The following is a 23119-nucleotide window of genomic DNA, read 5'->3' on the forward strand; positions in this document are numbered from 1 at the left end:
TGACGGTCGCTCAGGGCTGGGCTCCGTCGCGCGGACCCATGCGCTCGGCCTGGGCGGCGATGCCGCCCTTCTTCGCCTTCTTCTCGGACGTCTGCGGGCTCAGGCCCAGCGTGATCAGCAGCGAGGAGGAGACATAGACCGACGAATAGGTGCCGACGATGATGCCCAGCATCATGGCCGCGGTGAAGCCACGCAGCACATGGCCGCCCAGCAGCAGCAGCGCGCCCAGTGCCAGCAGGATGGTGACCGAGGTCATGACCGTGCGCGGCAGCGTCTCGTTGACCGACAGGTCGATCAGCGACTTCATGTCCATCTTGCGGTACTTGCGCATATTTTCGCGGATACGGTCGTCGATCACCATCTTGTCGTTGATCGAATAGCCCACGATGGTCAGCACGGCGGCGATGATGTTGAGGTCGAACTCCAGCTGCGTGACCGCGAAGAAGCCCAGCGTCATCAGCACGTCGTGGACGATCGCGACGAAGGTCGACACGCCGAACTGCCATTCGTAGCGGAACCAGGAGAAGATCGCGATGCCGATGATCGCCAGCACGACCGCCAGCACGCCATTCTGGATCAGTTCGCCGGACACCTTGCCCGACACCGTGTCATAGCGCGAGAAGGTGACGCCGGGGAACTGCGCCTCCATCGCCTTGCGGGTCTTTTCAACCACGGCGTTGGCGGCGCCGGCGCCGCCCTGCTCGGGCAGCGGTAGGCGGATCTGCACCGTCTTGGGGTCGCCGAACTGCTGCAGCGAGCTTTCGCCCACGCGCAGCCCCGCGATCGTGTCGCGGACCTTGTCGGTCTCGACCGCCTGCGGGAACTTCGCCTCGATCATCAGGCCGCCGACAAAGTCGACGCCCAGGTTCAGGCCCTTGTAGAAGGTCGCGCCGACCGCCAGCACGGTCAGCAGCAGCGTCAGGCCAAAGGCCCAGTGGCGCAGCTTGACGAAGCCGATATTGGTGTTGTCGGGGACGAGCTTGAGAAGTTTCATGGGTTGTTCCTCCCGCCCCTCTTAAATGTGGATGTCCGTGGGACGAGTGCGACGCACCCAGCCCGAGACGAGAACGCGCGTGAAGGTCACGGCGGTGAACACGCTGGTCGCGATACCGATCAGCAGCACGATGGCGAAGCCCTTGACCGGGCCGGAGCCCAGCGCGAGCATGATGCCACCGGCGATCGCGTGGGTCACGTTCGCTTCGAAGATGGTGCGGCTGGCTTCCTTGTAGCCGAACTCGATCGCCTGTACGACCCCGCGCCCGCGTCGCCGCTCTTCGCGGATACGCTCATAGATCAGCACGTTGGCGTCGACCGCGGTGCCGATGGTCAGCACGAAACCGGCAATGCCCGGCAGGGTCAGCGTCGCACCCAAAATGCCCATCACGCCCAGGATCACCAGCACGTTGATGGCCACGGCCAGGTTCGCATACATGCCGAACCGGCCATAGCTCACGAACATGAAGGCAGCGACGGCGACGACCGCGACGATCGACGCAACCAGGCCGGCGCGGATCGAATCGGCGCCCAGGCCCGGACCGACGGTGCGTTCCTCGACTACGACGAAGTTGACCGGCAGCTTGCCCGACCGCAGCGCGATCGCCAGCTGATTCGCACCCTCGACGGTGAAGCTGCCCGAAATCGTCGCCGACCCGCCCAGGATCGGCTCATTGATGTTCGGCGCCGACAGCACCTTGCCATCCAGGATGATGGCGAAGGGGCGGTTGACATTCTGCGACGTCACCTTGGCGAACTTGTTGCCGCCCGATCCGTTGAAGCGGATGGTGACATTGGGTTCGTTGGTCTGCTGGTCATAGGTCTGCTGCGCGTCGGTCAGTTCCTCGCCCGACACCATCACCTGGCGGTGGACGGCGATCATCGGCGGCCCGGCCGGATTGGTCGGATAGGGCAGGACTTCGCTACCCACCGGCGCGCGGCCCTGGGCCACCTCGCTCGGATTGGCGCTCATGTCGACCAGCTTGAATTCCAGCTTCGCGGTCTGGCCCAGCAAAGCCTTCAGCGCCTTGGGATCCTGCAGGCCCGGCACCTGCACGACGATGCGGTTGGCGCCCTGCTGCTGGATGGTCGGCTCGCGCGTGCCCATTTCGTCGATGCGCTTGCGGATGACTTCGGTCGCGACCTGCATCGCGCTCTTGACCGCATTGTCGATTCCCGCCTGGGTCGGCGTGATGACGATGGTGGAGCTGTTGACCACCTCGACATTGAAGTCGCGCTGGCCGGTCAGGCCCGCACCCTGGGTCAGCGGGCGGATGCGCTCGACGGCGGCATCCACTTCGCTGGGGTTGCGGACCATGAAGCTGAGCTTCCCGTCACGGCTGGAGATATCGCCGATCGCGATCTTCGTCTCGCCCCGGCGCAGCTCCGTGCGGACCTGCTCCTCCATATTGGCGAGCCGCTGCTTGGCCACATCCTGGGTCGACGCTTCCAGCAGCAGATGGCTGCCGCCGGCAAGGTCGAGGCCCAGATTGACCCGCGTCTGCATGAAGGGGGGCAGCTTCGCCACCGTCGAATCGGGCAGGAAGCTCGGGACGGCGCAGAAGATGCCGATGATCAGCGGCAACAGGATGCCGGCGATGGCCCAGCGCGAGAAGTTCAGCATCGTTGGATCAGTCGTTCGCGGGCTTGGCGGTGGTCGGGTCGATCACGTCGGCCAGGGTCGACTTGACCGCCTTGACCTTCATGTTCGGCGCCAGCTCGATATCGACATAGATGTCGTCGACGCGCGCGACCTTGCCGACCAGGCCACCGCCGGTCACGACCTGATCGCCCTTCTTCACGGCGTCGATCTTGCCCTTATGTTCCTTCATCTTCTTCTGCTGCGGACGGATCAGCAGGAAGTAGAAGACGACGAAGATGAGGACCAGCGGTGCCATCTGCACCAGGATACCGGCGCCGGAGGCTTGCCCGCCCGCGGTCTGGGCAAAGGCTGGAGTAATGAACATGGTGGGACTTTCGCCTTATTTTTCGGTCTCCCCAACCCGCAGGGCGCGGGCATGGGATCAAGCGCGGGCGGCTAACACAGATGCCCGGGGCAAGGCAACAAGCTTGGCTTTTCGCGCCCGGAATGGCGGGCTTTGAAAGCATCGGGCAACGGACGGGAAAGCCGGTCATTTGCACGCCTCGCAAAAAGCCTGCATCGAATCCCTTGCAACTTCCAATTCATCCCTCTATTGGGCGCCCTCCGGTCGGGACGTAGCGCAGCCTGGTAGCGCATCACACTGGGGGTGTGGGGGTCGGAGGTTCGAATCCTCTCGTCCCGACCAAAATACCAGCTTTTATAAGCACTTGACGGGCGGCGGAAGCTGCCCGTTTTGCTATGCGCTTGCCGTGTAAGAGGCATGTAAGAGCTGCCCTGAATCGCCGCGCTCAACCGCTTCACACAGCTATTGTTGCCAACTACTATAGCGACATGAGAGCATCAGAACGAATGGCCTTGCTGGAGAAGGTCGGTAGCGAACTGCAAAGCAGATATACCTACACCGACATTGATGCGTTCTTTGCCGCGCTAGACATATCAACGTCCAATGTTGATTCAGGCGGCAGCAACAGCAAGCGGGTTTACGCTAAGGCAGTGCTATCGCGAGTGCCTGAAGCGATCCTTCTGAAGGTCGCGGGCGAATTAGACATCGTCTCAGCAGGCTCGTCCTTCGCGCAGGTGACGCCACCCAGGAACTGGCAGGACACGAAGGCCTTCCGCCTATTCATTTCGCACATCAGCAAGGACAAGCTGATCGCTACGCGTCTCAAAGACGCGCTCGCCAAATATGACATTGCGGGCTTCGTCGCCCATGAGGACATTCATCCCACGCTGCCATGGCAAGATGAGATTGAACGGGGACTGCAAACCATGGACGCGCTGATCGCCGTTCACACGGTAGGGTTCTCTGCATCCATTTGGACGCAACAAGAAATTGGCTATGCGCTGGGACGCGGCACGAAGGTCATATCCTTCAAGATGGGCGAAGACCCGACCGGGTTCATAGGAAAGCACCAAGCCCTTCCCCGCCGCAACAGAACTGCTGAACAGATCGCGGAGGAAATTGACAAGCTACTCGCGGCTGATCCCCGGACGGCAGAAAGGCTCCAAGAAGCGAAAGATATCGCACGGGCCTTCTGAATTGAACGACCCAAACCGCATCTCTGCGATCTCTGCATTACGTGTGCAGCAAGCTCTTATAGGAAAGGGGGGGGTAACGCGCTCGCCAATTCAAAAGCCGGGGCGCTGCTAAGGATGCTGGTGTAGAGAGCATGCCCCCATGTCCCCGTCCGCTTCCCATGCACGGAGGGCAGCGACGACTGCCACCATATCGCGCCAGTCCAGCATGCCGGGCAGCACCTCGCGCTCGATCCAAGCGTCGAAGGAACCGAACAGGATCATTAAGGGCGACGGCTTCGGCTTCTCCGCTTCCTCTATCCGCTTGATGCGGCGTTGAAAGGCACGATACCGGACAATTAGCCCGCCGCCCCTGCCGCATCCTCCCTCTCCCCCGCCATCGCCAGCAGCAGGTCGATCTTGTCGTGCAGGCTGGCGATCTGCGCTTCCGATCGCAAATTGGTCTCATAGTCAAGCCGCGCCTCCAGCCGGTCCTTTGCCGCCTGGCGATTCTGGCTCATCATGATGATCGGCGCCTGCAATGCGGCCAGCATCGACAGCATCAGGTTCAAAAAGATGAAGGGAAAGGGATCGAAGGCGTGGCGCGCCAGCACCAGCGTGTTCAGCAGCGCCCAGAGGAGCAGGAACAGGCTGAAACCGATGATGAAGCGCCAGGAACCGCCGATAGCCGCGACGCGGTCGGCCAGTCGCTCGCCATAGCTCTGGCCGTCATCGAACAGGCGGTTGAGATCAGGGGCCTGGGGCCCGCGGCGCAGGGAGCCGACGAGAAAACGGATGGCTGCATTCATGGATCACCTCGTGCGACCGCGCCTTCGGGGCGGGCGGGTGATCCGAACCTGTCAGTTCGCCCCCATGCCCGAACGCGCGGTCTTTCGACTATGGTCGTTGTCGGACATGATTTCCTCGAAAGGATGGGCGGAATATTCCGGCTGGAACAGGATGGCCGCTAGACCCCGCACCGCGCCGGATCAATCCGCGCAATCATGAAATCTTGGTCATGTCGGGGTGTTTTTCCCGCCATTCCCCTCCCGCCTGCGGGAAGGGCAGCGAGACTTAAGCGCGAAGCGCATTAATCGCAGCGGGGTGGGCTTTCGCGACGTCCAATCCACCCCCTAACCCCCTCCCGTTTACGGGAGGGGGAACATCTCTCCTGCTCGCTTCGCGCCAGGCAGCTTTCCGCCCGGAAGCGGACCGAGCGCTATCCGGGCTGCGCCATGCTGGCCCCGCCCCGACATCCCCTTTCCTACGCTCTCTCTCCCTGCTCTACACTTGGTGGTGCGAGTGAATGCGCCCGCGCCAGTCGACCGGCGCGTGCCGCGTGCAAGCAAGGCGCGTGGGTGTCGCGTCCGGGGCGCGTGCCGGGCGCGGCGTTAACGCGGCACGATGGCCCAGCCCCTGTTGGACGGGACGCGTTCCAGTGCATGACCGACGCGCAGCGGAGGCGTTGCCGACGCGTTTCAAGCGCGAACGACCCCAGAAGCCCGTTTACACTATGAACTTCGACAGACGCGTCCATATAATTCAACCCTGTCCTACAGATAACCATATGGGATAAATGATTCGCCATCCACGAACCATGGAAGGGCCGATCATGACCATCGACACATTGCTGGACGAACTGATCGCGCGGGAGGGTGGCTATGTCGACCATCCGGCCGATCGCGGCGGGCCGACCAATATGGGCATCACGCTGAGCGTGGCACGGGCGAACGGCTTTACCGGCGACATGCGCCGCCTGCCGGCCGCCACTGCCCGCACCATCTATCGCCAGCTTTACTGGGATGGACCGGGCTATGCCGCGGTCGCGCAGCAGAGCATGGCGCTCGCCGCCGAACTGTTCGATACCGCCGTCAACATGGGGCCGGGCGTCGCCAGCACCTTTCTCCAGCGGGCGCTGAACGCCCTCAACCGCAACCAGCGCGACTATCCCGACCTCCAGGCCGATGGCGCGATCGGCGTCCGCACGCACGCTGCGCTGCGCGCCTTCCGCACCCTGCGCGGCGCAGCCGGCGACGCGGTGCTGATCAAGGCGATCGAGGCTTTGCAGGGCGAACGCTATCTGGCGCTGGCCGAAAGCCGCCCGGCCAACGAGGCCTTTCTCTATGGCTGGCTCGCCAACCGCATCGGCTGAAGGAAGACGCGATCATGTTGAAGACCGACGATATTCCCCTGCTCCCCGGCCCTCTCCCCACCGAGCCGACCGACCTGTGGACCCAGCGGTCGCGGCCGGCCTTTCTCTACGTCATCTATGCGCTGCTGCTCTGGTCGATCCCGATGGGGCTGATCTCGGGCTGGCAGCCAGAGGTGGCGGGCGCGATCATCGCGGGCATGCGCGCCTATCTCGACGCCCTGCCCGAGCCGCTCTACGCCCTCTTCGGCACCGCCTATCTCGGCTATACGGCGGCCCATGCCTGGGGCAAGGCGAGGGGCACGGAACGCTGACAGGAACGGGCGGGGCGCCAGCGCGCCCTGCCCCACTCAATTATTGACGTAGAAGTCGCGCAGTGCCCGCGCATCATGCAGGGCATTGTGCGGCACCCGGCTGTTGGCCGCCGCGCTGAAGCCGGCCGCATTGATCAGTTCCAGCCGCAGCCCATAGTCGACCGCCGCCATCTGCCCCGGCCCGGTGGTCAGCAGCGCGCAGAAATGGGCCAGATCCTCGGGCCAGTCGGCGATGATCACCGGGTCGGAATCGCCATCCAGATAGGCGGCGATATGGTCGGCCGCCTCGATCCGGCTGAGTTCATGGTCCAGCCCCGGCGGCACATGGCGCAGATAGGGGATGACATGGCGCTCGACCCAGGGTTCGATCACATCGGGCAGCGGCAGCGACGCATAGAAATCATCGTCGCCATGTTCGGGCACCAGCGCCACGCTGATCAGCGCGCCGCCAAAGCCGTTGAATTCGGTATCGAGAAAATAACGCATGATGGGGGTGCCGATAGACCCCTGCACCGCCGCTGGCCAGCCCATAGGCGGCGAACCGTCCGATGGGCCGCCATTGCGCAGCGGCCCGCGACCTGTCATGCGGCCGCTTTCCCCGCCCTGTTTGAGGACCATTGCCATGACACCGCGCGAATTGATGGGCACCGCCGCCGTTCCGGGCGGACAGGAACTGCGCCTCTATCGCCGCGGCGGCGACTTCATGATCGTGCTCGACCGCAACGAGCTGATGAGCAGCCGGATGAGCGGGTCGGAAAAGGCGCTCGCGCTGATGACGCTGGAGCGGCTGGGCAAGCGCGCCGGCCTCCACATGCTGATCGGCGGCTATGGCATGGGCTTCACGCTGCGCGCCGCGCTCGCGGAAATGGACGCAAAGGCGCAGATCACGCTGGCCGAACTGGTGCCCGAGATCATCGAATGGGCGCGCGGCCCGATGGTCGATTTGGCCGCCGGCTGCCTGGACGATCCGCGCGTGCGGCTTGTGATGGACGATGTCGCCCATGTGATCGCCGCCGGCCATGGCAGCTATGATGCGATCCTGCTGGATGTCGACAATGGCCCCGATGGCCTGACCGCCGACGCCAATGACCGGCTCTATACCAATGCGGGCCTCTCCAGCGCGATGCGCGCGCTCAAGCCCGGCGGCATATTGGCGATCTGGTCGGCGGGATCGGACGCCGCCTTCACCCGGCGATTGCAGAATGCAGGCTTCGCGGTGGAAGAAGTCGCGGTCAAGGCGCGCGACAATGGCAAGGGCCCCCGCCACGTCATCTGGTTCGCAACCCGCCGGCGTTGAGGGTCCGTTTCAGAAAGCCGGTTCCAGCCCGCTCCCCCGCCCAACCGCCCGATCGAGTGTCATCCTGTCGGGTGGTTGGGCGGGGGAGCGGGCCGGCACCGTACCGAGACATCGCCCTTTCACGATGTCTCAAAAAAAGGCGCCACACCCCGGACATGAGAGGGGCCGCCGGGACGCAATGCCCGACGGCCCATCATGTGCATGGTCAGCGGCCGGAAACCGCCCAGAAGGAAGACAAGTTCGCGCTAAAGCCCCTGGCGGAGACGGCCTGTATGTCGGCGCTCTTGGTCTCTACACCATGAAGGTTTTGTACCGACGCTCCGGCGTCGTCAGCGGCGCGTTTCCCGAATGGACTTGACCGACCCCATTGCTGAACCATGAGACATCGGATCACCTCCTTTCGCTAATTAAGCCCGCGTGACCGGCTTTGAGCTACCCCTCGATCGGCCACGAGACGGACTGTGAATCAGACGGATTGCAGGATCAAGACTTGTAATATTCTTTTTTGGAATCATACTCGACCGTCGGCCCGAAAAGCCTGGGCCGGCCGATTTTCAGCCCCGACATTCCTCGATCACGCGCGATATTTCGGCCCAGGCCGGCACGATCAGCGTCTCCTGCCCCTGCACCTCGAGCGCGAAACGGCCCCGGCTATAGGCAAGCTGGTCCAGCACCGCGTCGCTCGCGCCGCGCACGGCGGTCAGCTGCGGCACCTGCGTCCCCGCTATCACCGCCGGCCAGCTGCTCGCGCCATAGCTTGTCCGCACCGTGATCGCCCCCTGCCCGCCGCCGGCCCGGCCGAGGCTGATCCGCCGCGTCGCCCGGTCACAGCGCAGCGTCAAACGCGGGGCAGAAGCCGACTCGCCAAACAGCGCGACCGGCCCGGCCGGATCGGCGCGATAGGTCCAGTTGCCCGGCGTCGCAGGGCGATATTGCCATTCGACCGCCGCAGGCTGGGCCGGCTCGGCCGGCGGCACCGGTGCGGGCCGGGGCGCTGGCGCGGGGCGCGGCGCCGGCGCGGAGGGCGGCGCAACGCAGCCGGCCACCAACAGGGTCAGCGGCGCTGCAAGGGCCGGGGCGGACACAAGAAATCGGGTCAGACGCATCGCGCTTCCATGCCCGAGCCGGCCGGAGCGCTCAACCCGAAAAGGGGCAAGTCGACGGCAGAGGCGGATGGCCGGCCACGGCCATCGCCACCCGCATGGATGGAACACCCTCCGTTCATCGCACGGAGAGGCTCAAAAAAGCGCCGGATATTGACAGTTTTGGGGCGAATCGATAAAGGCCGCCGTTCCCTACACGCGTAACAGCGGCAGTGCTTCCTGCACTGGCCGTCTTTTTTGCGTCTCGGGAAGCAACATCATGGCCTGTTTTTCCTTGCCAGGAAAGAGGCCCGAACGCTTTGAGATGGGGCGGCGCCAACTGCCCCGTGGAGCAGGAGATTTAAGTACCATGGCACGTATTGCGGGTGTTAACATCCCGACCAACAAGCGCGTAATCATCGCGCTCACCTACATCCACGGCATCGGTCGCAAGACCGCCGTTGACCTCGCCGACAAGCTGGGCATCGACCATGCGCGCCGCGTTCAGGACCTGTCGGACGCCGAAGTCCTGCAGATCCGCGAAGCCATCGACGCCGACCTGACCGTCGAAGGCGATCTGCGTCGCGAAACCGCGATGAACATCAAGCGCCTGATGGATCTGGCCTGCTATCGCGGCCTGCGTCATCGCAAGGGCCTGCCGGTCCGCGGTCAGCGCACGCACACCAATGCGCGCACCCGCAAGGGCAAGGCGAAGCCGATCGCCGGCAAGAAGAAGTAATCGTCGAGGGTCATGCCCTCTGGACCGACCCTCCGGTGACTTCTGCTTTTGAACGATTTTTGTAGGATTAGAGCAAAATGGCACGCGAACCCCAGCGCATTAAGCGCCGCGAACGCAAGAATATCTCGGCCGGCGTCGCGCACGTCAACGCCAGCTTCAACAACACCATGGTGACCATCACCGACGCCCAGGGCAACGCGATCTCGTGGTCCTCGGCCGGCATGATGGGCTTCAAGGGCAGCCGCAAGTCGACCCCGTACGCCGCTCAGGTGTGCGCCGAAGACGCCGGCCGCAAGGCCGCCGAGCACGGCGTCCGCACCCTCGAAGTCGAAGTCAAGGGCCCCGGTTCGGGCCGTGAATCGGCTCTGCGCGCACTGCAGGCCGTCGGCTTCCACATCACCTCGATCCGCGACGTCACGCCGATCCCGCACAATGGTGTGCGTCCGTCGAAGCGCCGCCGCGTCTAATTAAGCTTCGCTAGAGGCTTGAAGGCGGGCGGCGGACGCGTCGCCCGCTTACCCGTTTGCATCGGCCGGAACGTCCTGATGGGTCCAGGATCTACCCGTTACGGCCACATCCCCAGGGGAAGTACATGACTGTCAACATGAAGAACTGGCAGGAATTGAAGAAGCCCAACGCCCTCGAGATCAAGCCAACCGGCGACGGCAAGCGCAAGGCGACCTTCGTTGCCGAACCGCTTGAGCGCGGTTTCGGCCTGACGCTCGGCAACGCGCTGCGCCGGGTTCTTCTCTCCTCGCTCCAGGGCGCGGCGGTCACCTCGATCAAGATCGAGAATGTCCTGCACGAATTCTCGTCGCTCGCCGGCGTGCGTGAGGACGTCACCGACATCGTCCTGAACATCAAGCAGGTCGCGCTGAAGATGGAAGGCGAAGGCCCCAAGCGTCTGCAGCTGTCCGCCACCGGCCCGGCCGTGGTGAAGGCAGGCGACATTGCCGTCGTCGGCGACATCGAAGTGATGAACCCCGATCTGGTGATCTGTCACCTCGATCAGGGCGCGACGCTGAACATGGAACTGACGGCTGACATCGGCAAGGGCTATGTCCCCGCCGTCGCCAACCGCCCGGCAGATGCACCGATCGGCCTGATCCCGGTCGACGCGCTCTACTCGCCGGTCCGCCAGGTCGCCTACAAGGTGGACAACACCCGCGTCGGCCAGGAACTGGACTATGACAAGCTGTCGCTGACGCTGGAAACCGACGGCACCGTGACGCCGGAAGATGCGATTGCCTATGCAGCCCGCATCCTGCAGGACCAGCTCCAGCTGTTCGTCCACTTCGAGGACGCGCTGCCCGCCGCTGCCCCGGCTGCCGGCCATGCCGCTGCCGCCGCGTCGGAAGGCGAAAGCGACACCAACCAGATCAACCGCTATCTGCTCAAGAAGGTGGACGAACTGGAACTGTCGGTCCGCTCGGCCAACTGCCTCAAGAACGACAACATCATCTATATCGGCGATCTGGTCCAGAAGACCGAAGCCGAGATGCTGCGCACCCCGAATTTCGGCCGCAAGTCGCTGAACGAAATCAAGGAAGTGCTGTCGTCCATGGGTCTGCGCCTGGGCATGGACATCCCCGGCTGGCCGCCGGAAAATATCGAGGAAATGGCCAAGAAGCTCGAACAGGAGCTGCTGGGCTAAGTCGGAGCGAGCCGCGCAGCGCAGCAGCGCGGCGGTTCGCAACGCGAACGCGAACGACCGGCCAGCGACGCGCAGCGTCGTCTGACGTCACGGGATTTACTCCCGTGACGGTCGCCGGACGGTCAATGGGGTATTAGGCGGTCCCCATGAAAACCGCCTGGTCTGGGGTACCTCATCCGGCCCCTTAACGAACGAAGGAATGAGACATGCGTCATAAAGTTGGTCATCGTAAGCTTCAGCGCAGCACCGGTCATCGTACCGCCCTGCTTCGCAACCTGGCTGCCTCGCTCATCAAGCATGAGCAGATCCTGACCACCACGCCGAAGGCGAAGGAACTGCGTCCCTACGTCGAGAAGCTGATCACCCTCGCCAAGAAGGGTGGCCTGTCCAACCGTCGTCTGGCCGACGCCCGCCTGAAGGACGATGCGCAGCTGACCAAGCTGTTCGAAGTCCTGGCCGAGCGTTACAAGGATCGCAACGGTGGCTACACCCGCGTGATCAAGGCCGGTTTCCGCGCTTCGGACGCCGCGCCGATCGCGATCATCGAGCTGGTCGACCGTGACGTCGATGCCAAGGGCCAGGACTCCGGTCCGGTCAACACCGTCGACGAAGACGAATTCGAAGCCGCCTGATCGCGGTTCCACCGGTAACGGTGGATAGACGATAGTCGAACAGGCCGCGGCTTCATCCGAAGCCGCGGCCTGTTTTCTTTTCAAGGACAATAGGGTCGAGAGGATGCGCGCGCTTCGTCGCCTGATCTGGCCGCTGCCGGCCCTGCTGGCAGTGATCGCCGCCGCGCCGGCCTCTGCTGTGGCGGCCGCCGCCTCAGGCGATGCCATCCCCGCCGCGATCGACGCGACGCCGCCGGACAACGGCCTTCATTACCCGCTCACCCGCCGCCAGGATCTGGTCGAGGATCATTTCGGCGTGAAGGTGGCCGATCCTTATCGCTGGCTGGAAAATGACGTCCGCACCGACCCCGCCGTGCGCGACTGGGTCGGCCGCGAAAATGACCTGACCCGCCGCTATATTGACGACCTGCCCGGCCGCGACGCGCTCAAGACGCGGATGCAGGCGCTTTTCGCCCATGGCCGCTTCACCGTGCCGCGCAAGGCCGGCACCCGCTATTTCTACGGCTATAACAAGGGGCTGCAGAACCAGACCCCGCTCTATGTCCGCGAAGGACTGGCCGGTGAGCAAAGGCTGCTGCTCGACCCCAATCGCTGGGCACGCGATGGCGCGAGCGCACTGGCCGAATGGACGCCTTCGCCCGACGGCCGCTTCCTCGCCTATGGCGTGCAGGATGCCGGCAGCGACTGGCGCACCCTGCGCGTGCTCGACGTCGACAGCGGCAAGATCCTCGACGACAAGGTCGAATGGGTCAAATTCTCGCAAACCGCCTGGGACGGCCGGGGCGAGGGCTTCTTCTACTCCCGCTATGCCGCCCCGGTCGACGGCGAAGCCTATCAGTCGACCAACAGCGACCAGCAGCTTTATTATCATCGCATCGGCACGCCCCAGGCGCAGGACCAGCTCATCTATGCGACGCCCGATCGCCCCGGCCTCAGCCACACCGCCCAGGTGACGAGCGATGGCCGCTGGCTGATCGTCAGCAGCTTTGCCGGCATGGACCCGCGCCGCGAATTGCATGTCGCCGCGCTCGACGGTGGCCCCGTCAAACTGCGGACGCTGGTCAAGGGCCTCGCCAATGACTGGCGCCTGATCGGCAGCCGGGGATCGACCCTCTATTTCGTCACCGACCGCAAGGCCGCTCACATGCGGCTGGTGACGCTCGACGCCCTGCGGCCGGGGCGCAGCGAAAAGCCGCTGGTGGCCGAACGCGCCGATACGCTGGCCGGCGGATCGCTGGTCGGCAACCGCTTCATCCTGGCCTATATGACCCAATCGGAAACCGTCGCCGAACTGGTCGAACTGGACGGGCGCAAGGTCGGCGACGTGCCGCTGCCGGGCATGGGCACCGCCGCCGGCTTTGGCGGGCGCGATGGCGACCCGGAAACCTTCTTCTCCTTCTCCGGCTTCGTGACGCCGGCCAGCATCTATCGCTTCGACACGGCGAGCCAGCAGGCCCAGCTCTTCGCCCAGCCCGACCTGCCCTTCAATCCCGCCGATTATGGCGTCGAACAGGTCAGCTACCCCTCGAAGGACGGCACGCTGATCCCGATGACGATCCTGCGCAAGAAAGTGCTGGCCGACCATGCGCAGGCGGTGCCGACCATCCTTTATGGCTATGGCGGCTTCAACATCGCGCTGACGCCGGGCTATTCGGCGACCCGCATGGCCTGGCTGGAACAGGGCGGCGCCTATGCCATCGCCAATCTGCGCGGCGGCGGCGAGTTCGGCAAGGCCTGGCACGACGCCGGGCGTGGCGCCAACAAGCAGAATGTGTTCGACGATTTCATCGCCGCCGCCGAATATCTCAAGGCGCAGGGCTATACCCCGAAGGATGGGCTGGCGATCGAGGGACGCTCCAATGGCGGCCTGCTGGTCGGCGCGGTGGTCAACCAGCGGCCCGGCCTGTTCGCCGCCGCCCTGCCCGCCGTCGGCGTCATGGACATGCTGCGCTTCGATCGCTTCACCGCCGGCCGCTATTGGGTCGACGATTATGGATCGCCCGACAATGAACGCGATTTCCCCCTGCTCTATGGCTATTCGCCCTATCACAACATCCTGAGCGGCAAGGAGTATCCCGCGATCCTGGTGACCACGGCGGATACCGACGACCGGGTCGTGCCGGCGCACAGCTTCAAATATGCCGCCGCGCTGCAGGCCGCGTCGATCGGCGACAAGCCGCATCTGCTGCGGGTGGACAATCGTGCCGGCCATGGCGCGGGCAAGCCGATCGACAAGCTGATCGAGGAATATGCCGACAGCTATGCCTTTGCCGCCCATTTCACCGGGCTCGACATCCAGCGCAAGCCGGACTGAGCCCATTCAGCCTCTGGACAGCCCGACGCGGCTATGGCTCTGTCCATCGCAGGAGACAGGCAGATGATCGGGAACAGGACGCGGTGGATGACGGGTGCGCTGGTCGGCGCAGGGCTGCTGCTGGGCAGCATCGCCCCGGCACAGGCCCGGCCCCGCTATGACGATCGCTACTGGCATCACCGCCATGATCGCGGCAATGGCTTCGGCTTTGGCGACGCGGTCGGCATTGCCGCGCTGCTCGGCGCCGCCGTGGTGGTCGCCAATTCCGTGTCGAAGGACCGCAAGGACGCACGCGGCGCCGATACCGACAACCGCCCCTATGCCGACAATGACGCCCCGCCCCCGGCCAGCGGCACCGATTATGGTGCGGATGCCCGCGACGCAGGGCCGCCGGCGCGCGCGGATGATTTTTCCGACGTCGCCGCCACCAACCAGAGCAATGACCAGTTGACCGATGCCTGCGCGCTGGCCGCGCGGGACGAGGCGCAGGGCCAGGCCGGCTATGCCGAAATCCGCCACATCGACGAGCCGCGCGCGACCGCCGACGGCTATAATATCGACGGCGAGGTCGAAACCCGCGCCAGCTATCGCGCCACCGAAGGCACCACCCGCCGCTTCACCTGCGCGATGAAGGACGGCCGCGTGGCAGAGGTCTATCTCAGCCGCGACGTGGCGATGCACTGACGCATAGCCACCGGATTGTCTCGCAACGCGAGACAGTCTGGTGCGCCGCCGCCGGCTTATCATGCCCGCCCATTTCCCTATTTCGAGCCCATCTCGAACAAATGGGAAAAGGGATAGACATGATGAGAAACATGATCGGCACCGCGGCAGCCATCGGCCTCGCCCTCGCCTGCGGCACCGCCCATGCCGAAAGCTTCCAGGGCCCCTATGTCGGCGTCCAGGCCGGCTGGAACCGCGACAGCATCGGCAGCGCCAACAGCGATGTCGGCCGTCTCGACCTGCGTGAATCGCGCGACGCCTTCTTCGGTGGCGGATTTGCCGGTTATGATCATCAGCTTACCGACAAGATCGTGGTCGGCGTGGAGGCCGGTTTCGACATCGCCGCCGATGACGCATCCCGCGTCGGCGGAGCGCTGATCGATCCCAATTACAGCTTCGATGTCGGCGCCCGCGCCGGCTATGTCGTCGGCGGCAACACCCTGCTCTATGTCCGGGGCAGCTACGAGAATATGCGCGCCCGTATCGCGCTCAGCGACGCCAGCGGCACCCTGTCGGGCCATGACAGTTTCGACGGCTGGGGCGTGGGTGCCGGCGTCGAGCGCTTCGTCGCCGACAAGGTGACCGCGCGTATCGAATATCGATACAGTGACCTTGGCGACGGCGGCAAGTTCGACCGGCACCAGACCCTGGTCGGCCTCGCCTATCATTTCTGATCGTCAGCCGGGGCGGGCAGGCGCAAGGTAGCCCTGCCCGTCCAGAGGCCAGAGCCATCCATTCCAGCGGATCAGCGCGCCGCCAGATAATCGCCGCTCGCGATCACCCGATGTCCGGTAACGGACAGGGCGTACAGATAGACCCAGGCCGTGACAGGCCCATCCGCCGTTTCCACGATGCAGTGTTCGCGGCGATATTCATTGGGCAGTGGATCGTCGGGCGTGCATTCCTCATAGGCGTCGAGCCGCGCCAGCAGCGCCTCCGCTTCGGGCAGCGCGAACAGGTCACCATATACGCGCCCCGCCTCCCCCGGCACGAAACCGGGATAATCCGCCACCTGATAGAGTTTCCCGCCGATCCAGCCGGCCCCGATCCATTCAGCGCGATCGGCCAGCCAGTGCACCATCGGCCCGTCAAAGCCCGGTCGCAGCGTGCCATAAACGAAAAGCAACGGCCTTTTCATTACCCACCTGCAACTTTCACCGATTGACGGCAAATTTTCCCAATCATCGGATTTTTTCGCATGACGAAAAAATCGGCAGCTGAGGAAAATCCACGGATTTCCGCCAAAAATCGAAACTGGCACGCCGCCTGCAATATCGTCTGGCATCAAGGCCGGACGGTCCGGCCAGGAAATATCTAGGGAGTGAGTATCATGTCCATCGCCAAGTTCCAGAGCGTCGCCCTTGCCTTTGGCGGCGCTGTCATCTTCGCCAGCCTGTTCGTCGGCGCGGCGGTTCCGGTTGCCCCGATCGCCTGATCGGGCAACCGCCCCTTTCCCATCACAGATATTATTGAAGGCCAGATCCATGAACAACAGCTTCACCCTCGACCGCCGCAACGCGAAGATCATGGGCGTGTGCGCCGGCATCGCCAACCGCACCGGGCTGGATGTCACGCTGATCCGCGTTGCCCTGGTGCTGCTGACCCTGTGCGCCCTGGGCCCGATCGGCGTCGTGGCCTATCTGCTCGCTGGCTGGCTGGCCGAGGGTTGATCCCCTCGCCGCCACCGGAAGGCAGGGTTTCCGGATACAAAAGCGCCGCCCCGGCATATGCCCTGGGCGGCCTTTTTATGCCCCGCATCGGCGGGACAAGGATGAGCGCGATCTGCGCTTAAGCGTACAGCACCGAGTAGAAGGTCAGCATCTGGACGCTGACCGCAACCACCAGCGCAGTCGCCTGAAAGGCCTGACGCATATTGGACTCCATCATTGGAACGACATCCCGGATCGGGATGGAGGGCCATATGATGATTTCACATCATTGTAACAATCGCAAAGCCTGACATGCCAATTGCATCAAACGCAATTATGTCACAGCTGTTGCTCCAGAGCCATGATGGTCGTACGCGCCGCCGCCGGGTTCCGGACCTTGGCGCCGCCGATGTAGAAGAGATAGGCGTCGCCCTGCGCCGCCTGCGCCTTTGCCCGATCGGCCCAGCCGGCGATGTCCGTCGCGGTATAGCCGGTCTCCTCGTCCTCCCGGCTGCGCATCAGCCGGCTGTAGGAAAAACCGACATCATGGCCGGTGATCGCCGGATAATCGTCATGATCGGCCAGCACCACCGCCGCGCCCGCGTCGCGTGCCAGAGCCAGGAAGGCCGGGTCATCGAAGCTCTCGTGCCGCACCTCCAGCGCATGGCGCAGCGCCACGCCAGCGACGCTGGCCGGCAACAATTGCAGGAAGGCGCCGAAATCATCGGGATCGAATCTCTTGGTCGGCATGAACTGCCACAGGATCGGCCCCAGTCGGTCGCCCAGTTCGACGATCCCCTGATGGACGAATTTCTGAATCGACTCGCCCGCCTCCGCCAGCACGCGTCTATTGGTGCAGAATCGCGACGCCTTGACCGCGAACTGGAAACCGTCGGGCACCGCCTGCGCCCAGCCGGCAAAGGTCGCCGGCTTCTGGCTGCTATAATAGGTGGCGTTGATCTCCGTCGCGGTCAGTTGCACGCCGACATAGGCCAGCTCATCCTTCTGGCGCATGCCGACGGGATAGAAGCTGCCGCGCCAGGGTTCATAGACCCATCCGCCGATGCCGACCCTGATCCGTCCCGTCATGAAGATCCTCCCTGCGCCATATTGATCGCCCGGAACGATCAGAGCCAGCGGGAAAAGCCATTGGCGATTATTGCGAACAATTCTTAATTATCGGCCAACAGCTTTCAAAGGGGTTCCGCCATGTCGCTCGATCTCATCAAGACCGCCACCTATTTGTCGATCCACCTGACCGTGGGCTTCACCGTCGCCTATCTGATGACCGGATCGGTCGCACTGGCCGGCGGCATCGCGCTGGTCGAACCGATGGTCAATGCGGTCGCCTTCTTCTTCCACGAACAGGCGTGGAAGCGCTTCACCGCCCGGCCGCCACGCGATGCCGGACGCGACTGGATGCGCGGTCAGGCGGCGATCGCCTGATCCTTCACTGCTTCGGCCGCGGCTTGGCGCGCGGGATCAGCCAGGGCTTCACCTTGCCGGTCGGCCGCGCCTTGCCGTCCAGCCTTCGCACATGCCGGATGGTGATCGGCTTGACGATCATCTGCCCGCGCATCGGCCCGGTGCCGCAACAGGTCGGCACCGCCAGGATGCGACGCACCACATCCATGCCGGCCACCACATGGCCAAAGGCGGCATAGCCGATGGAACTGCCCTGCGCGTCCATCCTCGGCGTCGGGCCTACCGTGATGAAGAAATTGCCTGATGCCGAATTGGGCCGGTCCGGCCGGGCCATCGACAGGGTCGCGTCGAGATGCCTGATCCCGGTCTGGCTGGTCGGCTCATGCCGGACCGGCGGCAAGGCCCGGCGCAGGTCGGTATCGATCCCGCCCTGGATCAGCCCGAACTTGGGATCGCTCTTGCGCCGCGCAGCGCGGTAGAAAACCGTGCCGTCGAGCCGCTGGTCGTCGGCATAGGCCAGGAAATTGGCGCTGGTCAGGGGAGCGCGACGCTGGTCGACCGCCACGATGATCGTACCGACCGACGTATCGATCGCCACCCGCGTGTAGCCGGGGGTCGGCCGATTGGCGGGTTGGGCGTTGGCCAGACCGGGTAACAGGGCGAACAGGAAAACGGCAAGACGGCAGGCAACAGAAGGCATCGACACGGGAACACTCGTCGGGAAGAGAGGATGCCGAGGCTATCGACCGCGCATCGCGGACGCAACCGAGCAACAGGGCACAGGGCACAGGGAACACTGCCCTTTGCCGATATGGCGCTTATGCTGTCCTACAGCATGTCATCACCCTATATTGCCCGGCCTCGGCGATCGAACAGCTTTGTAACGAAATTTCCCACATTTGAATGAAGATGACAAAATGTGCGGGAAATGTGCGAAGTTAAGCGCTTGCTTGCCCGGCTCGGGGTGGGGGCCTATAGCCCGCGGCCATGAGCAGCGAACCCTTCCGCACGCAACTCGCCGCGCTTGAATCGCGGGGGCGTCTGCGCCACCTGATCCCCCGCGCCGGGCGTGATTTTGCCTCCAACGACTATCTTGGCCTCGCGTCCGATCCGATGATTGGCCAGGCTGTTGCCGATGCCGTCGCGCGCGGCGTGCCGGTCGGCTCGGGCGGCTCGCGCCTGCTGCGCGGCAATGCCCCGGAACATGAAGGGCTGGAGGCCAAGGCCGCGGAATTTTTCCGCACCCAGGCGTCGCTGTTCCTGGCCAATGGCTTTCTCGCCAACATGGCGCTGTTCGCGACCCTGCCGCAGCGCGGCGACCTGATCGTCGCGGACGAACTGATCCATGCCAGCGTCCATGACGGCATCCGCCTGTCGAAGGCGACCGCGGTCTTCGCCCGTCACAATGACCTGCAAAGCTTCGCCGACCTCATCACCGCCTTCCGCGCCGAAGGGGGCAAGGGCCGGATCTGGATTGCGGTCGAGACGCTCTATTCGATGGACGGCGACATGGCGCCGCTCGGCGATCTCGCCAAGCTGGCCGCTACCCATGATGCGATGCTGTTGCTGGACGAAGCGCATGGCACCGGCGTCTTCGGCCCCGGCGGGCGTGGCCTGTCGGCCGGCCTCGACGGGCTGCACAATGTCATCACCCTCCACACCTGCGGCAAGGCGATGGGCGTGGAGGGCGCGCTGATCTGCGGCCCGCGCATCCATATCGACTATCTCATCAACCGCGCCCGGCCCTTCATCTTCTCGACCGCGCCTTCGCCGCTGATGGCGGTCGCTGCTTCCGCCGCGATCGACCGGATCGAGACCGCCGACAATCGCCGCGACCGGCTGGCCACATTGCGCCAGGATGCGGTCGAGGCGATCTGCGCGCCGCTCGGCCTGCCCCGTCCGCGCAGCCAGATCATCCCGCTGATCCTGGGCGAGGACGCGCGCACCATGGCCGCCGCCGCCGCCTTGCAGGAGGCCGGCTTCGACGTGCGCGGCATCCGCCCGCCGACCGTGCCCGCCGGCACCAGCCGCCTGCGCATCTCGCTCTCGCTCAATGTCGGGCGCGCCGACGTGATCGCGCTCGGCGATCTGCTGCGCCGGGTCGCCCGATGACCGCGCTGATCGTCACCGGCACCGATACCGACATCGGCAAGACCGTCTTCGCCGCCGGCCTCGCCGCGACGCTCGGCGCCTATTATTGGAAGCCGATCCAGGCGGGCGTCGATCCGCAGGGGGACAAGGAACGGGTTGCCACCCTGTCCGGCCTGCCGCCCGAACGCATCCTGCCCGAAGCCTATCGCCTCGCCACGCCCGCCTCGCCGCATCTTGCCGCGCGGATCGACGGCGTCGACATCTCGCTCGATCGCCTGGCCCTGCCCAGGGTCGATGGACCGCTGGTGGTCGAAGGCGCGGGCGGCGTGCTGGTGCCGGTCAGCGAAAGCCTGCTGATGGCGGACCTGTTCGCCTATTGGGGCCAGCCCGCGATCCTGTGCGCCCGCACCGGCCTTGGCACGATCAACCACAGCCTGCTCAGCATAGAGGCATTGCGCGCGCGCGGCGTTCATGTCGTCGGCATCGCCTTCATCGGGGATGCGCATGAGGAGAATGAGCGGATCATCCCCCACATCGCCGGCGTGCCCAGTCTGGGGCGCCTGCCGCTGCTCGATCCGCTCGACCGGGACAGTCTGGCTGCGGCCTTCAGGGCGCACATTCACCTTCCCGATAATTTCAACGGCCGATAATTTTCGACCAACGACATGGACATGCCGCTTTGACGGGCGTTGAACTGCCCGCCAGAACGGACCAGTTGAACGAAGTCCGATTTCGACGAAGCAAGGGAATAGCCTTCATGAAACTCTTTCTGATGGGCGCTGCCGCCACCGGCCTCGCGCTCGCCGCGACCGTGGCCCATGCCGACCAGCCCGCCACCACGACCGCCGCTGCCCCGGCCGCCAAGCCGACCTATGGCACCTATGGTTTCGACACGGCCGGCATGGACAGCTCGGTCAAGCCCGGCGACGATTTCTATGAATATGCCAATGGCACCTGGCTGAAGAACACGCCGATCCCGGCGGACAAGTCCAACTATGGCGCCTTCACGGTTCTGGATGAACTGTCGCAGAAGCGCACCCGCGAGATATTGGACGGCGCCAAGACCGATCCCAACAGCAAGATCGGCGTCGCCTATGCGACCTATCTGGATTCGGCCGCGGTCGAGGCGAAGGGCCTTGCCCCGATCAAGCCCTGGCTCGCCGAAATCGGCGCGGTCAAGGATCTGAAGGCCTATGCCGCCCTGTCCGGCAAGGCGGCGCGCGCCGGCGTGCGCGGCCCGTTCCGCTTCTATGTCGGCCAGGACGACAAGGATCCCGAAACCTACATCCTCTCGATGATGCAGGGTGGCCTGGGCCTGCCCGACCGCGACTATTATCTCGACCAGGGCGAGAAGATGGCGGCGATCCGCACCGCCTATGTCGCCCATCTCGAACAGATGCTGACCCTGCTGGGTGAGCCCAATGCCAAGGCCCGCGCCGCCGCGCTGATGGCGTTCGAGACCGAGATCGCCAAGGTCCACTGGACCCAGGTCGACAGCCGCGACGCGGACAAGACCTATAACAAGATGAGCCTGGCCGCGCTGCAGAAGGCTGCGCCCGGTTTCGACTTCGCGGCCTATTTCGGCGCCGTCGGCCTCAAGCCCACCGACCTGCTGGCCGCCCAGCCCTCCGCCGTTACCGGCGAAGCCGCGCTGATCGCCAAGGCGCCGATCGGCGTGCTGAAGGACAGCCTGCTGCTGCGCAGCGTCCACAGCTATGCCGATTATCTGCCCGACAACATCGCCAGCGCCGATTTCGCCTTTTTCGGCACCACCCTGTCGGGCACGCCCGAGCGCGAGGAACGCTGGAAGCGCGGCGTGACCTTCCTCAAGGACTCGCTGGGCGAGGAAGTCGGCAAGGTCTATGTCGCCAAATATTTCCCGCCTGAAACCAAGGCGGCGATGGACCAGCTGGTCAAGAATGTCCTGTCCGCCATGGGCCGCCGCATCGACGGCCTGCCGTGGATGAGCGACGAGGCCAAGGCCCGCGCCCACAAGAAGCTGGCCGCCTTCACGCCCAAGATCGGCTATCCTGATCGCTGGCGCGACTATAGCGGCCTGACCATCAAATCGGGCGACCTGTTCGGCAATGCGATGCGCGCGAACCAGTTCGATTTCGATTATAATATCGGCAAGCTGGGCAAGCCCATCTATCGCTGGGAATGGGGCATGACCCCGATGGAGATCAACGCCTATGCCAATTTCGGCATGGTGGAGATCGTCTTCCCCGCCGCCATCCTGCAGCCGCCCTTCTTTGACCCCAATGCCGACCCGGCAGTCAATTATGGCGGCATCGGTGCGGTGATCGGCCATGAACTCAGCCATCATTTCGACGACCAGGGCGCGAAATATGACGAGACCGGCAAGCTCAACCAGTGGTGGACCGATCAGGACGTCGCCAATTTCAAGGCACTGACCGCCAAGCTCGGCGCCCAATATGACGCCTATGAGCCCTTCCCCGGCGCGCATGTGAAGGGCGCCTTCACCATGGGCGAGAATATCGGCGATCTGGGCGGCCTGGCCGTCGCGCTCGACGCCTATCATGCCTCGCTGGGCGGCAAGGCCGCGCCGGTGATCGACGGCATGACCGGCGACCAGCGCTTCTTCCTGGGCTGGGCACAGGTGTGGCGTCGCAATTATCGCGAGGCCAATCTGCGCCAGCGCCTGGTCACCGATCCGCACGCGCCGTCGCAATATCGCGCCGACATCGTGCGCAATTTCGACGCCTGGTATGATGCGTTCAAGCCCGCACCGGGCGGCAAGATCTATCTCGATCCCAAGGATCGGGTGAAGATCTGGTAAGCAGAATCGGGAAGGGCCGCTCATCGGGCGGCCCTTTTTCGTTACGGCATGGAAATGAGACCCGCGACCGATCGTTTCCCCTTCGCGGCGGGCTGACGGGAACTTTTCCGCCATCTTTCTAATGCCACGCTTCATCCTG

At 64.4% G+C, this 23119-nt stretch carries 25 protein-coding genes and 1 tRNA gene; 17 read left to right on the forward strand and 9 right to left on the reverse strand.

Annotated elements, in window-relative coordinates; all coding sequences use genetic code 11:
• Window positions 1-10: 10 nt before the first annotated feature.
• The 3 genes from secF to yajC are packed head-to-tail and all read right to left on the reverse strand — an operon-like array spanning window position 11 to window position 2960.
• On the reverse strand, window positions 11-994 hold the full coding sequence (secF, locus tag U0025_RS17440; RefSeq protein ID WP_004208741.1) for a protein translocase subunit SecF: 984 nt from the start codon (window positions 992-994) through the stop codon (window positions 11-13).
• A 21-nt stretch (window positions 995-1015) separates the two neighbouring features.
• Window positions 1016-2617, reverse strand: a complete 1602-nt coding sequence (gene secD, locus U0025_RS17445; protein ID WP_004208742.1) for a protein translocase subunit SecD — start codon at window positions 2615-2617, stop codon at window positions 1016-1018.
• A gap of 7 nt (window positions 2618-2624) precedes the next feature.
• Window positions 2625-2960 (reverse strand): preprotein translocase subunit YajC, encoded by a 336-nt coding sequence (gene yajC / locus U0025_RS17450; RefSeq protein WP_004208743.1) that lies wholly within the window; start codon window positions 2958-2960, stop codon window positions 2625-2627.
• Window positions 2961-3204: 244 nt separating this feature from the next.
• Here yajC and U0025_RS17455 point away from each other — a divergent pair.
• Together U0025_RS17455 and U0025_RS17460 are read left to right on the forward strand one after the other, a co-directional pair.
• Window positions 3205-3281: transfer RNA gene (locus tag U0025_RS17455), tRNA-Pro, on the forward strand.
• Between the two features lie 164 nt (window positions 3282-3445).
• Window positions 3446-4135 (forward strand): toll/interleukin-1 receptor domain-containing protein, encoded by a 690-nt coding sequence (locus U0025_RS17460; protein ID WP_004208744.1) that lies wholly within the window; start codon window positions 3446-3448, stop codon window positions 4133-4135.
• Between the two features lie 335 nt (window positions 4136-4470).
• Here U0025_RS17460 and U0025_RS17465 read toward each other — a convergent pair whose 3' ends face one another.
• Window positions 4471-4920: a DUF1003 domain-containing protein gene (locus U0025_RS17465; RefSeq protein ID WP_004208745.1), complete on the reverse strand. Its 450-nt coding sequence runs from the start codon at window positions 4918-4920 to the stop codon at window positions 4471-4473.
• Between the two features lie 803 nt (window positions 4921-5723).
• Here U0025_RS17465 and U0025_RS17470 point away from each other — a divergent pair.
• Window positions 5724-6263: a glycoside hydrolase family 108 protein gene (locus U0025_RS17470; protein ID WP_004208746.1), complete on the forward strand. Its 540-nt coding sequence runs from the start codon at window positions 5724-5726 to the stop codon at window positions 6261-6263.
• Between the two features lie 14 nt (window positions 6264-6277).
• Window positions 6278-6574, forward strand: coding sequence for a 3TM-type holin (locus U0025_RS17475; protein ID WP_004208747.1), 297 nt, complete (start codon window positions 6278-6280; stop codon window positions 6572-6574).
• 36 nt (window positions 6575-6610) lie between these two features.
• Here the strand turns inward: U0025_RS17475 and U0025_RS17480 are convergent, their stop codons facing one another.
• Window positions 6611-7060: a hypothetical protein gene (locus U0025_RS17480; protein ID WP_026108855.1), complete on the reverse strand. Its 450-nt coding sequence runs from the start codon at window positions 7058-7060 to the stop codon at window positions 6611-6613.
• A 136-nt stretch (window positions 7061-7196) separates the two neighbouring features.
• On the opposite strand from U0025_RS17480, the gene U0025_RS17485 reads away from it, so the two are divergent.
• A complete protein-coding gene (locus U0025_RS17485; RefSeq protein WP_004208749.1) occupies window positions 7197-7871 on the forward strand; it encodes a spermine/spermidine synthase domain-containing protein in 675 nt (224 codons plus the stop codon).
• Window positions 7872-8425: 554 nt separating this feature from the next.
• Here U0025_RS17485 and U0025_RS17490 read toward each other — a convergent pair.
• The gene (locus U0025_RS17490; RefSeq protein ID WP_004208750.1) at window positions 8426-8977 is read right to left on the reverse strand and encodes a hypothetical protein; all 552 of its coding nucleotides are present in this window, start codon (window positions 8975-8977) and stop codon (window positions 8426-8428) included.
• 346 nt (window positions 8978-9323) lie between these two features.
• Here U0025_RS17490 and rpsM point away from each other — a divergent pair, with 346 nt between their 5' ends.
• The 7 genes from rpsM to U0025_RS17525 all read left to right on the forward strand — a co-directional run bounded on the left by rpsM (window position 9324) and on the right by U0025_RS17525 (window position 15689).
• Window positions 9324-9692 carry a 30S ribosomal protein S13 gene (gene rpsM / locus U0025_RS17495; protein ID WP_004208751.1) on the forward strand — a complete coding sequence of 123 codons (369 nt, stop codon included), beginning with the start codon at window positions 9324-9326 and terminating at the stop codon, window positions 9690-9692.
• Between the two features lie 77 nt (window positions 9693-9769).
• Complete coding sequence (gene rpsK / locus U0025_RS17500) at window positions 9770-10159, forward strand: 30S ribosomal protein S11 (RefSeq protein WP_004208752.1); 390 nt, start codon at window positions 9770-9772, stop codon at window positions 10157-10159.
• Between the two features lie 125 nt (window positions 10160-10284).
• Entirely contained in the window at window positions 10285-11346 is a 1062-nt protein-coding gene (locus tag U0025_RS17505) for a DNA-directed RNA polymerase subunit alpha (RefSeq protein WP_004208753.1), read from the forward strand.
• Between the two features lie 206 nt (window positions 11347-11552).
• Window positions 11553-11978 (forward strand): 50S ribosomal protein L17, encoded by a 426-nt coding sequence (gene rplQ / locus U0025_RS17510; protein WP_004208754.1) that lies wholly within the window; start codon window positions 11553-11555, stop codon window positions 11976-11978.
• A 103-nt stretch (window positions 11979-12081) separates the two neighbouring features.
• Complete coding sequence (locus U0025_RS17515) at window positions 12082-14292, forward strand: prolyl oligopeptidase family serine peptidase (RefSeq protein WP_004208755.1); 2211 nt, start codon at window positions 12082-12084, stop codon at window positions 14290-14292.
• A gap of 63 nt (window positions 14293-14355) precedes the next feature.
• Window positions 14356-14976: a hypothetical protein gene (locus tag U0025_RS17520; protein WP_004208756.1), complete on the forward strand. Its 621-nt coding sequence runs from the start codon at window positions 14356-14358 to the stop codon at window positions 14974-14976.
• A 119-nt stretch (window positions 14977-15095) separates the two neighbouring features.
• Window positions 15096-15689, forward strand: coding sequence for an outer membrane protein (locus tag U0025_RS17525; protein WP_004208757.1), 594 nt, complete (start codon window positions 15096-15098; stop codon window positions 15687-15689).
• Between the two features lie 71 nt (window positions 15690-15760).
• Here U0025_RS17525 and U0025_RS17530 read toward each other — a convergent pair whose 3' ends face one another.
• On the reverse strand, window positions 15761-16153 hold the full coding sequence (locus U0025_RS17530) for a gamma-glutamylcyclotransferase family protein (protein WP_004208758.1): 393 nt from the start codon (window positions 16151-16153) through the stop codon (window positions 15761-15763).
• Between the two features lie 346 nt (window positions 16154-16499).
• On the opposite strand from U0025_RS17530, the gene U0025_RS17535 reads away from it, so the two are divergent.
• Entirely contained in the window at window positions 16500-16685 is a 186-nt protein-coding gene (locus tag U0025_RS17535; protein WP_004208760.1) for a PspC domain-containing protein, read from the forward strand.
• A 318-nt stretch (window positions 16686-17003) separates the two neighbouring features.
• On the opposite strand, the gene U0025_RS17540 is transcribed toward U0025_RS17535, so the two are convergent.
• On the reverse strand, window positions 17004-17753 hold the full coding sequence (locus tag U0025_RS17540; protein WP_004208762.1) for a DUF72 domain-containing protein: 750 nt from the start codon (window positions 17751-17753) through the stop codon (window positions 17004-17006).
• A gap of 120 nt (window positions 17754-17873) precedes the next feature.
• On the opposite strand from U0025_RS17540, the gene U0025_RS17545 reads away from it, so the two are divergent.
• Window positions 17874-18110: a DUF2061 domain-containing protein gene (locus tag U0025_RS17545; RefSeq protein ID WP_004208763.1), complete on the forward strand. Its 237-nt coding sequence runs from the start codon at window positions 17874-17876 to the stop codon at window positions 18108-18110.
• 4 nt (window positions 18111-18114) lie between these two features.
• On the opposite strand, the gene U0025_RS17550 is transcribed toward U0025_RS17545, so the two are convergent.
• Complete coding sequence (locus tag U0025_RS17550) at window positions 18115-18789, reverse strand: peptidylprolyl isomerase (protein WP_004208764.1); 675 nt, start codon at window positions 18787-18789, stop codon at window positions 18115-18117.
• Window positions 18790-19076: 287 nt separating this feature from the next.
• On the opposite strand from U0025_RS17550, the gene U0025_RS17555 reads away from it, so the two are divergent.
• The 3 genes from U0025_RS17555 to U0025_RS17565 all read left to right on the forward strand — a co-directional run bounded on the left by U0025_RS17555 (window position 19077) and on the right by U0025_RS17565 (window position 22980).
• Entirely contained in the window at window positions 19077-20201 is a 1125-nt protein-coding gene (locus tag U0025_RS17555) for an 8-amino-7-oxononanoate synthase (protein ID WP_004208765.1), read from the forward strand.
• Window positions 20198-20830 (forward strand): dethiobiotin synthase, encoded by a 633-nt coding sequence (gene bioD / locus U0025_RS17560; protein WP_004208766.1) that lies wholly within the window; start codon window positions 20198-20200, stop codon window positions 20828-20830. Before U0025_RS17555 ends, bioD begins: the two co-directional genes overlap by 4 nt.
• Window positions 20831-20937: 107 nt before the next feature.
• Window positions 20938-22980: a M13 family metallopeptidase gene (locus tag U0025_RS17565; RefSeq protein WP_004208767.1), complete on the forward strand. Its 2043-nt coding sequence runs from the start codon at window positions 20938-20940 to the stop codon at window positions 22978-22980.
• Window positions 22981-23119: the final 139 nt, after the last annotated feature.

The sequence above is a fragment of the Sphingobium yanoikuyae genome (assembly GCF_034424525.1).
In the GTDB taxonomy this organism is placed as follows: Bacteria; Pseudomonadota; Alphaproteobacteria; order Sphingomonadales; family Sphingomonadaceae; genus Sphingobium; species Sphingobium yanoikuyae.

Coding starts and splice junctions, on each gene's coding strand:
- secF (WP_004208741.1), bottom strand. CDS start 994: ATGAAACTTCTCAAGCTCGTCCCCGACAACACCAATATCGGCTTCGTC.
- secD (WP_004208742.1), bottom strand. CDS start 2,617: ATGCTGAACTTCTCGCGCTGGGCCATCGCCGGCATCCTGTTGCCGCTG.
- yajC (WP_004208743.1), bottom strand. CDS start 2,960: ATGTTCATTACTCCAGCCTTTGCCCAGACCGCGGGCGGGCAAGCCTCC.
- U0025_RS17460 (WP_004208744.1), top strand. CDS start 3,446: ATGGCCTTGCTGGAGAAGGTCGGTAGCGAACTGCAAAGCAGATATACC.
- U0025_RS17465 (WP_004208745.1), bottom strand. CDS start 4,920: ATGAATGCAGCCATCCGTTTTCTCGTCGGCTCCCTGCGCCGCGGGCCC.
- U0025_RS17470 (WP_004208746.1), top strand. CDS start 5,724: ATGACCATCGACACATTGCTGGACGAACTGATCGCGCGGGAGGGTGGC.
- U0025_RS17475 (WP_004208747.1), top strand. CDS start 6,278: ATGTTGAAGACCGACGATATTCCCCTGCTCCCCGGCCCTCTCCCCACC.
- U0025_RS17480 (WP_026108855.1), bottom strand. CDS start 7,060: ATGCGTTATTTTCTCGATACCGAATTCAACGGCTTTGGCGGCGCGCTG.
- U0025_RS17485 (WP_004208749.1), top strand. CDS start 7,197: ATGACACCGCGCGAATTGATGGGCACCGCCGCCGTTCCGGGCGGACAG.
- U0025_RS17490 (WP_004208750.1), bottom strand. CDS start 8,977: ATGCGTCTGACCCGATTTCTTGTGTCCGCCCCGGCCCTTGCAGCGCCG.
- rpsM (WP_004208751.1), top strand. CDS start 9,324: ATGGCACGTATTGCGGGTGTTAACATCCCGACCAACAAGCGCGTAATC.
- rpsK (WP_004208752.1), top strand. CDS start 9,770: ATGGCACGCGAACCCCAGCGCATTAAGCGCCGCGAACGCAAGAATATC.
- U0025_RS17505 (WP_004208753.1), top strand. CDS start 10,285: ATGACTGTCAACATGAAGAACTGGCAGGAATTGAAGAAGCCCAACGCC.
- rplQ (WP_004208754.1), top strand. CDS start 11,553: ATGCGTCATAAAGTTGGTCATCGTAAGCTTCAGCGCAGCACCGGTCAT.
- U0025_RS17515 (WP_004208755.1), top strand. CDS start 12,082: ATGCGCGCGCTTCGTCGCCTGATCTGGCCGCTGCCGGCCCTGCTGGCA.
- U0025_RS17520 (WP_004208756.1), top strand. CDS start 14,356: ATGATCGGGAACAGGACGCGGTGGATGACGGGTGCGCTGGTCGGCGCA.
- U0025_RS17525 (WP_004208757.1), top strand. CDS start 15,096: ATGATGAGAAACATGATCGGCACCGCGGCAGCCATCGGCCTCGCCCTC.
- U0025_RS17530 (WP_004208758.1), bottom strand. CDS start 16,153: ATGAAAAGGCCGTTGCTTTTCGTTTATGGCACGCTGCGACCGGGCTTT.
- U0025_RS17535 (WP_004208760.1), top strand. CDS start 16,500: ATGAACAACAGCTTCACCCTCGACCGCCGCAACGCGAAGATCATGGGC.
- U0025_RS17540 (WP_004208762.1), bottom strand. CDS start 17,753: ATGACGGGACGGATCAGGGTCGGCATCGGCGGATGGGTCTATGAACCC.
- U0025_RS17545 (WP_004208763.1), top strand. CDS start 17,874: ATGTCGCTCGATCTCATCAAGACCGCCACCTATTTGTCGATCCACCTG.
- U0025_RS17550 (WP_004208764.1), bottom strand. CDS start 18,789: ATGCCTTCTGTTGCCTGCCGTCTTGCCGTTTTCCTGTTCGCCCTGTTA.
- U0025_RS17555 (WP_004208765.1), top strand. CDS start 19,077: ATGAGCAGCGAACCCTTCCGCACGCAACTCGCCGCGCTTGAATCGCGG.
- bioD (WP_004208766.1), top strand. CDS start 20,198: ATGACCGCGCTGATCGTCACCGGCACCGATACCGACATCGGCAAGACC.
- U0025_RS17565 (WP_004208767.1), top strand. CDS start 20,938: ATGAAACTCTTTCTGATGGGCGCTGCCGCCACCGGCCTCGCGCTCGCC.